The 13711-nt window shown below is 46.1% G+C and carries 8 protein-coding genes; 1 reads left to right on the forward strand and 7 read right to left on the reverse strand.

Annotation, left to right across the window (positions count from 1 at the left end; translation table 11 throughout):
• Positions 1 to 194: 194 nt before the first annotated feature.
• From ACK5NH_RS20775 to rmuC, 7 genes are all read right to left on the reverse strand, one after another.
• On the reverse strand, positions 195 to 2342 hold the full coding sequence (locus ACK5NH_RS20775; RefSeq protein WP_416923151.1) for a transglutaminase TgpA family protein: 2148 nt from the start codon (positions 2340 to 2342) through the stop codon (positions 195 to 197).
• Positions 2339 to 3424, reverse strand: a complete 1086-nt coding sequence (locus tag ACK5NH_RS20780) for a DUF58 domain-containing protein (protein ID WP_416923153.1) — start codon at positions 3422 to 3424, stop codon at positions 2339 to 2341. The genes ACK5NH_RS20775 and ACK5NH_RS20780 overlap by 4 nt, the downstream gene beginning before the upstream one ends.
• 50 nt (positions 3425 to 3474) lie before the next feature.
• The gene (locus ACK5NH_RS20785; protein ID WP_220055758.1) at positions 3475 to 4386 is read right to left on the reverse strand and encodes an AAA family ATPase; all 912 of its coding nucleotides are present in this window, start codon (positions 4384 to 4386) and stop codon (positions 3475 to 3477) included.
• Between the two features lie 533 nt (positions 4387 to 4919).
• Entirely contained in the window at positions 4920 to 7385 is a 2466-nt protein-coding gene (locus ACK5NH_RS20790; RefSeq protein ID WP_416923155.1) for an SIR2 family protein, read from the reverse strand.
• Positions 7386 to 8118: 733 nt separating this feature from the next.
• Positions 8119 to 8820 carry an EAL domain-containing protein gene (locus ACK5NH_RS20795; RefSeq protein WP_416923157.1) on the reverse strand — a complete coding sequence of 234 codons (702 nt, stop codon included), beginning with the start codon at positions 8818 to 8820 and terminating at the stop codon, positions 8119 to 8121.
• Positions 8821 to 9034: 214 nt separating this feature from the next.
• On the reverse strand, positions 9035 to 10960 hold the full coding sequence (locus ACK5NH_RS20800) for a transglycosylase SLT domain-containing protein (protein ID WP_416923159.1): 1926 nt from the start codon (positions 10958 to 10960) through the stop codon (positions 9035 to 9037).
• Positions 10961 to 11053: 93 nt separating this feature from the next.
• On the reverse strand, positions 11054 to 12619 hold the full coding sequence (gene rmuC / locus ACK5NH_RS20805; RefSeq protein ID WP_416923161.1) for a DNA recombination protein RmuC: 1566 nt from the start codon (positions 12617 to 12619) through the stop codon (positions 11054 to 11056).
• 274 nt (positions 12620 to 12893) lie between these two features.
• Here rmuC and msrP point away from each other — a divergent pair.
• On the forward strand, positions 12894 to 13711 hold an 818-nt coding region (gene msrP, locus ACK5NH_RS20810), incomplete at its 3' end, for a protein-methionine-sulfoxide reductase catalytic subunit MsrP (RefSeq protein WP_416923163.1).

A 13711-nucleotide genomic window follows, 5' to 3' on the forward strand; every position in this document is an offset into this window, starting at 1 on the left:
CCGCGCCGGGTAGCGGCTGGCGCAAATACGCGGCAAGATGGGCACAGAGCACTTCCATTTGATTGGATTGGATTAACTTCAGCATATTCGACTCACGATTTGGGATTGCTGTTATGCATAGCAAAGTGGCTTGGCAATTCTATGTGACTGATTTATAAGATTCAACAATCTTGTCCCCCTGCGGTTTATCCCGCCTATTTTAACTGTTTACTCGGGCCAAATAGTCGCCAGTTAAGAGCTTTTGCGGCAGCATTAAAGCGTTTTAACGCTGCTTGATAGTCACTGTCTGCAAGCTGTTGGTATTTCAGCGCGACATAGCTTTGGGTCAGGATGTCAAACTCGCGGCAAAACTCTGGGGATTGCTGCTGATGCGTGTCAATAAGCTGGGCTGCAAAGGCGTTCGGGCCAAGGTGAGCGGGGCGGACGATGCCAAATTTACTAAGGCGCTGGCAAATGCGTTGGTACTTGGCGCTGATGGGATCCTGCTCCCGTTTAAAGCGAAACAGCCCCACGCTATAGGCGATATAGAGGCCGATAAGGCTAATACAGACACTCATAAACACCGCCACCTTGGTTTTAGTGACATCCCCTAAAATGCCGCTTAACACTTTGTTTTGCCGCTCCTGATTGAAACCGAGCACCCAGAGGCTCCAGTAATAATCGAGGCTGGCAAAGCGCTGCCTTAACTCGTTGAGCCAAGGCATGCTTTTAAAGCGCAAACTGCTAAAGGGGCTTTCTTGCAGGTAGCTTTGTTCGGGGGAAAACTCGGCATCGAAGCCTTGTTCGATACGATTAGGCGCGACCATGGCCGTTGGATCGAATCGTACCCAACCTTCATTCTCGAGCCAGACTTCTGCCCAAGCGTGGGCCATATATTGATACACGCTCAGGTAATCGGCCTGCGGGTTGTATTCGCCCCCTTGATAGCCGGTGACCATACGTGCGGGTAAGCCAGTGGCTCGCGCCATAAAGATAAAGGCGGAGGCATAGTGGGCGCAAAATCCGGCTTTATTTTCAAACAGAAAATCATCAACTTGCTGGGGCCCAATGGGCGGCGGGGTGAGGGTGTAGAAAAACGGTTCGCGATTAAAATAACCCATCATGGCGAGCAGACGCTGTTTTGGCTCGGGGTAGTTGGCTTTAAACTCGGTGGCTAGCGCCAGAGTTTTGGGGTTAGTGCCCTCGGGCAGTTTCAGGTTTATTTGCCGCTGTTTGACACTTAACTTGAGATCCATTTGGGCCTTAGGCCAAGAACGGGCACTATAACCCATACGCTGATCGACATTACGTAGGGAATAGAGCCGATAATCGGGGAGATTGATGACCTTTTCATCTTGGCTGTAGGCCACATCCAGCCCGAATAACCAAGGCTGGTGGCTGGGTTCCACAATCACTTGATAGTCGTATCGCTGCGGCGCATGGCTGCCTGTATCATCCGTCATCGCTGCGGGGAGTTGCCGCGCGGGATCTGGCCTTGAGGGTGGAAAAAACAGCGCATCCTTTTGAATTTGTTTGATGCCGACATCTTGGTGCCAGGTTTGGCCGTCGTAATCTTCCAGCACCAACGCGCGCCAATAGAGTTCGGCTTGGATGGGTCTCGCCTCGGTAAAGCTTACCCTAAAGGCCAGTGCGGAGGAGCGAGTGAGTTTGCTGATATCGCTCACGGAAAGGGTATCCGAGAGCCCGGTTTGGGCTTCTTTCATATTCGGGACTAGCCAGAGTGGGGCAAAGCGCGGCAAGACCAAAAACAGCAGTAATGCCAAAGGTACACTCTGCAGCAATAATTTAGCGCCAATCCAAGCTGTGTGTTGCCAGTTGTGTTTGCTTTGATACAGGGTCACCAGTACGCAGGTATTGATGATAGTGACCCCAATTAAATGCACGGTATTGAGCATGGATTGATGGTCGATAAAGGTCAGCGCAATTAAAAAGTAGCCCACAATCACCACGGCGCGCACATCTCGAACGCTGCGCATCTCAATGTATTTTAAGGCATATCCTAAAATCAGCAGGTTGACTAAGGCGTTTAATAGTCCAATCTCACCTGATACCAATGCGAGCGTAACCGCGGCGCCAATGGCAAGGCTAGTGACTAAGTAGCGTGGTGGTTTTGCCACTTTGCCGACATAGATGCCGACTCGCCACACCAGGCAAATGGCGCAGATCCCAAGGGTCCAAGGCGTCGTTTTATCAAATAAGGGGCTGAGTACCGCAATATTGGTGAGCAGCAGCCAAAATAGCGTTTGGCGGCTGATATTATCACCCGTCTGCGGCCCATTGGCATGATAGGTTGTCAGCTTAGATGGATTCACTTTTTGATGCGTCGAAGTTTGCATTGTCATCGCCGCGGCTCCATTTTTGCAGAACGCACGCCTTGCCCATGGGGAGGAAGCGGGTGCTGATGGCTAACGCCTTGGTTATTCATCAGTTTATCGGTTTTATCCAGCATGCTGATATCTTGTCCGTAGAGTGCGAGCGCCCTTTGGCAGGCGATACGATGGGCATTGCCCGTATCGGGTGTGAGGATCAGATCTTCCGCCCCGACACGCTGCAGCCACAGACCAAAATATTGCTCCTGTTGACTCAAATGGTTGACTTGCCAGCTAAGCTGACCTAATTGCTGTTCAAGCTGTGCGGGATCAGGGACTAAGGTTAACCATACCGGATCGCCCTGAGGCTGCTCGAACTCCTTGGTTAACATGCCGCGCCCTTGGGCCCATTGTTTCCATGCCACTTGCTTGAGGGATTCACCGAGCACATGGGGCTTAAGCCCTTTGTATTCATCGATGCCCGCAATGTATTTTCCGGCTCGTTCTAATCGTTCGTCATCACCGGATTCGGTGGCCGGCTTTAGCTGCAAAGGGCTTTCAATTGGGTGGGCGTAGACGATGTGCGCATTATCGAGATCAATATGGGACCAAGCGCGGCAAAGCCCTAAGGGATAAAAGGACTCAATCTTAAGTCGGCCAGGCGATACCAGACCACGGCGATCATGGGCAAACGAGACCAGAGCTTGCACCTCATCGGCGCCGACCTGTTTAAGTAAGTACGCTAAATTATTGGGGTAATTTAAGCTTATATTGTGGCTGCTGTGATTTGAGGTGAGTAGGACCGGAAAGGTGATGGTTTCGCCCGCATACACCTCAGGTGCTGTGAGCCCGCGAAGGCGCAAACCCGCGAGATTTTTATAGCTGTAGAGGATGCAGGTATTAAATAGACTGAGGAGTAAAATACTCAGGCCAATCACTAGGTTGTTTTGATAGTTAGTGCCAAACAGATACAGCAGCAGTACTAGAGCAAGCCAGACTAAACCAAAGCCACTGGGCAGAATAAAGATGCTGCGATGGCTGAGGACAAACTCTGAACTGGGCGGCATGCGCCTTGCCAACCAGCGTTGCCAGAAAGTCGTAAAAACTCGTTTCATCCTGTCCTCATCATAGTCTGAGCATCCTTATCGATATGATTAGCAAGGCATTACATGATGGGATTGACGCTGGCGAGGATCCGCTCCGAGAGCGCTTCCCCCTGCAATTGGCTGCTGGTGCGCAGTCGATGTTCGGCCACGCTGCAAAACACCGCTTGCACATCTTCGGGGACTAAATAGTGTCTTCCCTCTAAAAATGCCCATGCTTTAGCTGCCTGCAACAGGGCTTTGGTTGCGCGGGGCGATAAGCCGACGGCATCGGTTTGGTTGCGCGAGTCATGCACTAAGGCCAAGACATAATTGAGCAGCGCGTCCGACGCCGCGACCTTATCGCATTGCTCCTGCAACTGGGTTAATGCCAGCGGGGTTAAACATTGGGGTAAGTTATCGAGGGTTTGCGGTGTTTGCTCGCTTTTGAGCATCGCCAGCTCCGCATCATGGCTAGGATAACCGATGGAAATCCGCATCATAAAGCGGTCGAGTTGGGATTCGGGCAGCGGAAAGGTGCCCGATTGCTCCGTGGGGTTTTGTGTGGCAATCACAAAAAAGGGATTAGGTAATCTGTGGGTGACGCCATCGACTGAAATTTGTTGCTCGGCCATGGCTTCGAGCAGGGCGCTCTGAGTCTTAGGGCTGGCGCGGTTAATCTCATCGGCCAGCACCATCTGTTTAAAAATAGGACCGGGATGAAACACAAATTGCGCTTGGTGTTTATCAAAAATCGATACCCCGAGAATATCGGCGGGCAGCATATCACTGGTAAATTGAATGCGTTGATAGCTAAGGCCGAGGCTTTGGGCGAGGGCATGGGACAGGCTGGTTTTGCCCATGCCGGGCAAATCTTCAATTAACAGGTGTCCACGGGCGAGAATACAGGCGAGGGCTAAGCGAATTTGCCGTGGCTTGCCTAATAATACTTGTTCAAGTTGTTGTAATAGTTGGCTTAAACCAGAATGTGCCACGGGAGACTCCTTGTGCATGGATAAGGTCATTCGCTCTACCACTATGGCGGAATATGTCGCGCTTAGCCAGTCGCTTTTACTGTGAAATCAATTGGCTTAGTGTGATTCTTACCGTCCATAGAGAGGTGAGCCAAGGCATTCCATTATCTTCACACCGTATGATTTGAGGCTGAAAAGCGTTAATTAGAGTAGATAAAACTGTGAACAGGCTAACTCTTGGTTTATTGGTTCTTTTTGCTGCAGTTTATCGGCGAGCCGTGGCATTTGCTCGCCGACGCGCAGCAAGTCCATCCGTGGATGCTCGACCGCCCCGTCCGTGGGGCGGACGGTCGTCTAGCTAATCGCCACAGTTCACCTTTTTAGCATTAGCTTAACTTTTAGATTTAAATGCTTTACGCAGCATGTTTTGGGACAAAAGCGTGTCAGGACGTCGGCTGCACCTAGTGAATTTCGGATAAAAATTTATATGGAGATAACGCTTCAAACACCGACGCAGCTATGCTGCGTCTGAGTGCTTTGACTAGTAATGTGAATTAACGCTTAACCTCAATATCATTGATAATAAAGTCCAAACTTTCTATTACTTTTGAAATGGTATTTTCATCATTAATACTTATTTTTCCTGCCTGTGATGCACGTTCTACAGCTGAGTAGAAGTTTTTACATGAATGTTCGAAAGCAACTTTTTGTTTATTTGAAAATATAGAAAACTTATTAATATAAATATCTTTATATTTAATGATTTGTCTAAATTTATAAACATCATCATTCAGTGCATTCAACAAAGTATCTGCTGATTGAAAATATTTTACTGATTCAACAGGATCATTAGCATCAAGGCACTGAAGAATATAAAGCCTTGCTTGCTGAGTATCTATATTTTCAGTGTGATAATCATTTTTGTTTTTAGCAAAAGAATATGCTTGGTTAAAATAATCCTGAGCTTTTTTAAAATCTTTATAAGGGAGTCGCGACATTCCAAATTGCACCCAAAAATGTGGGCTAGTCTTTAACCAAGGCGCGGAAATCTTTAAGTTTTCATAGTATTTCGATAAATTATTCTTCCTATTTTGCTCTGGCAGCAGCCTTTCAATGAAAGAGAACTTTAGAAGCTCTTTAAATACTTTATTTTCTTCATAGGATCGACCATTTTCAGAATTAAGATGCTTAGCAATTAAAAGTAACTGCTCAACGATGTAATTGGCCGAGAAATAGTTTTTAATTAGAGATAAAGAAAATAAACTTGATTTTGAGCTTACCAGGTTATTTTCTATTTTAAATAGCTCCCTAAAATATGGATTACTAGTTAGTTTGACATCATAGACTTCATTGTTCAGCGATAACTCTGAGATCAAACTCGATTTTGCCTTAAGACCTATAGTTTCAATCAATGCAATCCCGAATGCGGTATCTTTATATTTCAAGTTGCTAAACAAGACATTAGTTATCTGTTTAACCTTATCCACAATACATGGTGAATTAAATAAATCCAACAAGATTAATGATAGTTGAGAGTGGTGCTTATGAATTAAATAATTAATCTTTCTTTCAGGACTCCAGTTTGCTATATCACCCCAAATCCCTATATTGTCGATTATGCTAATAAAAAATTCAATTTCATTTTTTTGAAGTATATCGATAGATATTTCTAAAAACTTGCTGCTAAATTTTGAAAACTCGTGTCTATGCCTTTCATGCTCTGATGTCCTAGAAGTAATAATTAAATTAATGTTTTCTGGCTTCATGGTATCGAAATGTTTAATTAGATTAATATGTTTATCATAATCATCGACGACCACAACTAACCTTTTGCTTACCTTACTTAAAACATCCAAATCATTTAGGTAATCCCCCCCATCGTCTTCCAATATATACGTATCAACACCATTTTTTGTCAAATTAGCAACGATACTTTTTAAAATAATTGACTTACCATTACCTAGCTCAGAAACTAAAACAACATTATTTCTCTCTTCTATAAGATTAGAAATTTCCTGCAAATGGTTTCTGTTAATAAAATAAGGTATTTTTTGCGTAATCGAAATAGCTCTATCTATATGTGATTGCTTGATATCACCATAGAGAATAAATCTTTCGACCTCTGCGTCTCTAATATTGACATCATCAAAGGTGTTTTCATACTTCACTAATGACTCAGTATAGTCTTCGTGCTGCTGGTTTAAAATTATACTTTTATTTTCTTTTATTAAGTTACCGAAACCATCAACCCCTATTGCAAGCACATGTCCAAACTTCCCTAGGAAATAAGTTTCTTCATGAGTAGCATCCTTTCGCGTTATAAAGTAAGTTCGCTCTTTAATCGATGGATTATCAAATAAGAATTTTTGAATATCCAGGTCGTACAATGAATAACCAACAAAAACTAAAGCCGTACAACTTTCCAGATCTCTTTTAAAATGATAAAACCAATTTGAGTTTGTAAAAGTATCAGATGAAATATAAGAGGAGTTGCTCAACTTTATATTGCTTTCCAAATCATCGACAGTTGAGTTTTCAATTTTCCCATTTATATGCAAACATATGTCGCCCATATGTATATAATCATTTGGATCGTCTTCTATACATAATGATTCAATGTTTTTTCCATTTTTTCTATTTGAAATCTCAATTGCATTATCATAATTTGTCGTATAGTTTCTTTTCCATGGAATAGAGCATATAGAAATATGTTCATCACTAACTTCGTTCAAGACAAAACTGTTTTTTAATAAATTTAATAAATTCGGTTTAGATTTGTATGAAAGATAGTAATCAGATACATACATTAAATTATCACTAGGGTCCATTTCGCCAAGTTTTGCTATTTCCCTTGCTAATCCTTTAGCTAAAGGTGGCTCTTTTTCATTCAAATTTTTTGTATTTAGAGAGAAACCTGCGCCTGTGAATAAAACTGCTTTACCAGTGCTAATTCGCGATAGAAAACTTTCCAAAGAAACATCTACCCTTTTCAAACCTTGTGTTCCTAACTCTAAATCCATTATTCATCCTTTGTTAAGTTTAGAATGTTCGATTGTTTGCCAAATTCACATAACATTTTCTTAGTGCGCATGCGCGTTTACCTCGTTGGAACAGTGAAAACGCGCACGATTAACTATACTGTATCCAAAGAACTTATCAGCTTTCTGCTAAATACACCATCTGGAAAAACACGCATACGCGTTTTCCAAACCTATTAACTAAAAGTAAGCCACTGTAGTCATTTGATTTCATAGCATTTTATTTGCTGAAGATGGAGTTGATGCACACTGATATTGTCTTAAAATCACTACAAAGTATCTAAATTTAAATATGACTGTATACCAATACATTATTAGTCGCTTCGTGGTAGAGCCAAACATAAGTAAATAGATAAAAATATGTATGGCAGCAGGAGTGGGAGTTTTCGATCGAGTTAACGAGCCGAAACACGTAATGGGGCAAAAAGCTTTTAGCTAGATGAACAGTTCAATGGTCGTAAAGATTGGCATTGTTGCAACTGTGACCGTTGGCGGCATGGCCGCTCTTTCACATCCATGTGAACGCGGCATTCGTACATCCATGTACAGCAGATGCCGCCGTCGAGCCCTCAGGGATGAGTTTATGGCGTGTCACAGGGGAAACGATGACAATCCATATCTGCGCTAGGTGACATTAAATTTGAAGCATTTCAGACTTACCAATGGCCACGAACATGATGAATTCTTCCATACCAGTATGTGACTGCATCCTTCCCTAACAAATTAACCTTTCGCTTTGCTCGGGGCGGATAAACCAAGGTTTGAATAGAAATCCCTGTACTAGATCGATATTAAGTTCACGGGCTAGCTGGAGCTGGGCTGGGGTTTCGATGCCTTCGAGGATGCATTGTTTGCCTGTGCGTTTGCCAAATTCAATCAGGGCGCCGAGCAGGGCGATACCATGGGGCGCGTCGATTAATTTAAGCCAGTAGCGGTCAAATTTGAGGTAATCCACATTCATCATTAAATCGATGGAGAGCATGGAGTGGGGGGCGCCGATATCATCAAGCGCCACTTGAATATTGGCCGCTTTAAATTGATGGAATAGGCGATTAGCAAGCTCGGCATCACTCACGCAGGTGTTTTCAATGATTTCCACCGTCAATTGCGGATGCTGCGATAGCAGGTCGAGTAACTTTTGGGTATGCGCACCATCCACCGCGTGGGGGTCCACATTCACAAATAACCGCTGCGCCTGTGGGGCGTGTTTGAGCTGAAAAGCTTTTGCCTGAAACTCGACCGCCGCCAGTTGTTCGCTGGCTTCGTGTAATTGCTCAAACACTAGATTAGGGGCGATGGCCTGACCCTGCTCGAGGTAAAAACGGGCGAGTGCTTCATAGCCATGAATGCGTTGAGTATGGGGACAGACAAAGGGCTGGTATTCGCAACTTAAGGATAAACCGCTGAGATTGAGCATCGAGACTGGCGTGTTAAATGACTAATCGCTAATTATTCGCATTTAGCGGCTAAGAGTGCAAACAAGTTTACCTCGCTTGAGCGCGTTTGCCGATTAAACACTCATACGGTTAAACCTTGGGGTAAAACGGCATCTCGACGTTGTCAAAAATAATCAAGGTGGCCAACGCCACCTTGATTACTGTTTGATTACTATCCCATTTCCGCCATGCGGCTTAGTAATGGAACTTAAGCTCAGCCTCGTTGAATAACGGCTGCGGCTTTTGTTTTTGCGCCTCGTAAATCAACCGATAACTTAACACGGCTTGCACATATTCACGGGTTTCGGTGAAGGGAATGGACTCGATAAAACTCATGGCATCGAGCTTTCCATTCGACTCCGCTAACCAGCGGCGAACTCGCGAGGGACCTGCGTTATAGGCGGCGGTTGCTAACACGCGGTTTTGATTGAAATCCTTCAACAATTGCGCGTAATAGGCACTGCCTAAGTTTAAGTTCAGCTCGGCGCTGTACAGATCCTTAGGATCGCTGTACTTAGCTCCGTGTTTCTTCGCCGTCGCCTTGGCGGTCGCGGGCATAATCTGCATTAAACCACGGGCGCCGACACCTGAGGTCGCATAGCGGAAAAACGCACTTTCGCGGCGGCTAATGGCACGGATTTCATCAATATTGACCTTGTGCTTTTTACTGGCATGTTCAAAGCCTGATTGATGCGCCATCGGGAAGCGCAGGGGAATGTCATCCCAGAGCTTGCCTTGGATACTGGCCTCCACGCCAAAGTCATACCAGCCTTGATCGTGGGCATAACGACCATAGCGGGCGCGCATCTCATTATTGCTGCGTTTTAGCAGGGCAACCCATTCATACCGGGCATCGAAGTAACGGTCCAGTTCCATCAGCTCCAATACGCGCACGAAGCCTAAGTCGTCTTCGAGTTTTTGGCTGGCCCCATCCACCACAGGCTCAGGGCTTTGATTTAAAGACACGGGCTTATTCAATAGCTGCGACGCGGCAAAGCCGTAAAAGTTACGCTCATTGCTGACCGCCGCTAAAGCCTTTGTGGCGCTTTCGGGAGCGTGTTTCGCGTTGGTACGATACAGCCAATATTGCCAGCGTTCTTTGGCTAAGGTCTCGGGTGATAATAAATCTAAGTAGCGCGCGATATGGGTATTGTCCTGCTCGCGGATAGCCCAGCGTAAGCGGCGCTCGAACATATCATCGCTCTTCATCTCGGGCAGCAGATTATCGGCCCAGTCTCTAAAATTATCATCCTGCTCAATCAACACGCGGCGTACCAAGTACTTTTGCAGCTGTTGATCCTGCGCTGGGGTAAAGCGTTTCGCTTTTTGATACCGAGTATATAAATTAATGGCTTGGTCGAGATCCTTACGGGCAAGGCGTTTTAAGCCCGCGGCGACGATATCGCCAACGATAGGATTTTTATCCTTAAATTTTTCGGTATGGCGCAGGCTATTGGGATCTTTAAACACCGCCACTAAGCGTTTTGCTTCGGCGCTGTGCACGGTGATCTTTTGCGATAGGTAACTCAGCAGGCTGGTTTGGCCCTCATCGAAACTCAGTAACATCCGCGCCCAAATCACATCCTGAGTGCGCTTACCGGCCTTGGTCCAGGCATTGAAAAGGGGATCGCATTCCTTGGGACGGGAATCGCCATAGACCCAAAGTGACTGCGCCGCCGTGTTAGCGGTTTGGGTTTCGCCCTTGGCGAGTTTGGCTTCATAAAAATAACACTGCAGCCTGACATCGGTCGGCGCGTCTTGAGCGAGGCTCAAAAAGTCGTTCCAACGCTTTTGGCCGCCGGCATTTAATAAATATTTTGAACGCAAGCGTTGATACATAGGCGTGGTTTGATACTTATCTATCATGGCCTTAGCGTCGTTGCCGCGTAAATCGTTAAGTTTGCCAATGTCGATATCATGGTCGAGATAAATCGCCAGCGGATAATCGCCTAACTTAGCACGCAGGGGCTTGTAGGTGGCATAGTCTTGTTTCTTTAAGGCTTTTTCAGCCTCAAGAAAGGTCTTCTGGGTAGAAGTTAACGCGAAAGCCGCAGAGGCATTAAATGCCCCTGCGATGATAATTGCGCTGGATAACACCATCTTTGTCAATGGGTTGCACATGCAGAACTTGCCTCCGGGCATCAAGGTTACAATCGACTTTTCCCTATCGATTCAGGATTATGAGTTATTGGCTTTTAAACTGCGTGTTGATCGTTATTGTTCGAGTGCGGTGGCATCCTCAGTATGGGTCAAAAGCGTATCGCGATTAGTTTGATTATCACCGCTGTCCTGCGCATCACTCTCGTCTAAGGCTTCGTTAAGCGCCTTTTCAAGTAACATCTTATCGAGTTGCTTGCTGGTATCAACACCTAGTTGCTGCATTAAATGCGCTTGACGCACTAAATTGCCTTTGCCCGACGACAATTTGTTCATGGCACTGTGATAGGTTTTTTCGGCGTTATCCAGAGCTCGACCGAGTTTTTCCATATCGTCGAGGTAGCCACAGAGTTTGTCGTAGATCCGACCCGCCTGTTTGGCAATGGTCTGGGCGTGCTGGTTTTGATACTCGTAACGCCAGATATTATTGATTGTTCGCAGGGCAACCAAGAGGTTGGTTGGACTGACCAGCATAATATTTTGCTCGAGGGCAAAGTTAACAAGACTTGGGTCATGCTCTAGGGCCAGTAAGAATGCGGGTTCAATCGGGATAAACATCAACACGTAATCTAAGCTTTTTAGCCCATGTAAACGCTGATAATCCTTTTGACTCAATCCCTTAATATGATTGCGGATCGATAAAACATGTTCATTGATGGCCTGTTCACGCACCAGCGGATCTTCGCTATTAAAATAGCGCTCGTAGCTGATGAGCGACATTTTGGCATCGATAACCACATCTTTATTTTCAGGCAAATGCACGATCACATCTGGCTTAAAACGTTTGCCACTGTCGTCCTTCAGATCCTGCTGGGTGTGGTATTCGTGACCTTCGCGCAGACCGCTTTCTTGCAGCACGCGGTCTAAAATCACTTCGCCCCAGTTGCCTTGCTGCTTGTTATCGCCCTTCAAGGCTTTGGTCAGGTTAATGGCATCCTGACTCATTTTTAAGTTGAGCTCACGCAGGTGTTCTAACTGATGTTTAAGGGCGCTGCGCTCCGACTGTTCATGGTTGTAGGATTCGCGAATTTGCTGCCTAAAACCTTCTAACTGTTGCTTCAACGGCCCGAGCACGCCTTCTAACTGGTTGGCATTTTGATGTTTAAAGCTTTCGCTGCGCTCTTCGAAAATTCGATTGGCAAGGTTTTCAAATTGGGTTTGTAGGCGCACTTCGGCCATTTCTAAGGTGGCGATTTTTTCCTGCATGGCGGATTGCTGGGCATCGGCCTTAGCTTGAATGGTCTGTTGCATCGCATTGGATTTAGATAAAGCCAGTTGTAGCTCGAGTTGGCGGCGATGGCTGTCGGCAAGTTGCTGCTCAACACTCGGCAGGCGCTCGGCCATGGCTTCGGCTTTACCCAGTTGTTCTATCTTTTGCTCTAAGCGCTGTTGGCATTGGCGCAGTTGGTTATCTTTGTCGTCGACTAAAACTTGCTGCTGGGCGAGGGAGAGCTCGGCGTCTTCGTTTACTTGCCGCATTTCTTGCTCTAATTCGTCTTTAAACTGTTGCCAGCGTGAGCGGGTGAGACGTTGATTGAGTAGGGCACCGATTAACAGTCCTAAAAAGGCCACGGCGAGAAGACCGATGATCTGGGCGAGGGAAAAAGATTGAGAAAATGGCATCTTATTAGCACTCCTTTAGCTGTGGCGCCTAGGGTCGCATGCCCCCAAAAAGGCTTCAAGTGCTTTAATTAACAATCTGTTTAGGCGATGACTCAAATGAGCAAGACTTAGTCGCTTAAGTTGAGATACTGTGAGGGATGAAATTTTTTTGCTGTTATCTGTGTCTATATCCCTACAGCTGATCAACACAGGTAAATGTACCTGAGGTTTTTGGGCGAGCGCAGAGTGTGAGTTAAGCGTCGGTAGATAACATTTATTTTTGCAGAGGTGTCCATTGGCTAATCAATCACGTTTTACACCGGGAATTTTGAAAAAAGCGCGCTGGCATATCCAAGATAATCAAGTGACACCCGAGTCGGTGTTTAAAGCGCGCCGCCATATAGTCAAAGCCATGGGCCTTGGCGCGATTGGGGCTAGCATTCCGGGTTATGTGCAGGCGGGATTATTCGATCTGTTTGGTGAGCAGCCCAAAACCAGCTTTATCACTACGCCATTATCCTTCGAGGCCAATTCACGCTTTGGCAAGGACGAAGTGCTGACTCCCGTCGATAAGGTCACCACCCACAATAACTTTTACGAGTTTGGCACCAGCAAACAGGATCCGTCTGATAACGCCCAGCAGTTTAAGGTCGACCCTTGGCAATTACGTATCGAAGGCGAAGTGGATCGCCCCATGACCCTCGATTATCAAGATCTGACTAAGCTGTTTCCGCTGGAAGAACGTATTTACCGCCTGCGCTGTGTCGAAGCTTGGTCCATGGTGATCCCTTGGGTAGGCTTTCCGCTCGCCGCTTTATTGAAGAAAGTCGGGGTGACCAGTAAAGGCAAGTATGTTGCCTTTGAAACAGCCTTCGATCCCGAGCAAATGCCGGGGCAAAAGAGCCGTTTAATGGGCGGCGGCATTCATTATCCCTATGTGGAAGGCTTAACCATTGCCGAGGCGATGAATGAGCTGACGCTGATGTCGGTTGGACTCTACGGTAAAACCCTGCCGCCGCAAAACGGCGCGCCGATCCGCTTAGTGGTGCCTTGGAAATACGGTTTTAAGAGCATTAAATCCATCGTCCGCATTCGGGTGATGGACAAGCAGCC

Origin of the sequence: Shewanella sp. (assembly GCF_047975355.1) — a bacterium.
Classification (GTDB): domain Bacteria; phylum Pseudomonadota; class Gammaproteobacteria; order Enterobacterales; family Shewanellaceae; genus Shewanella.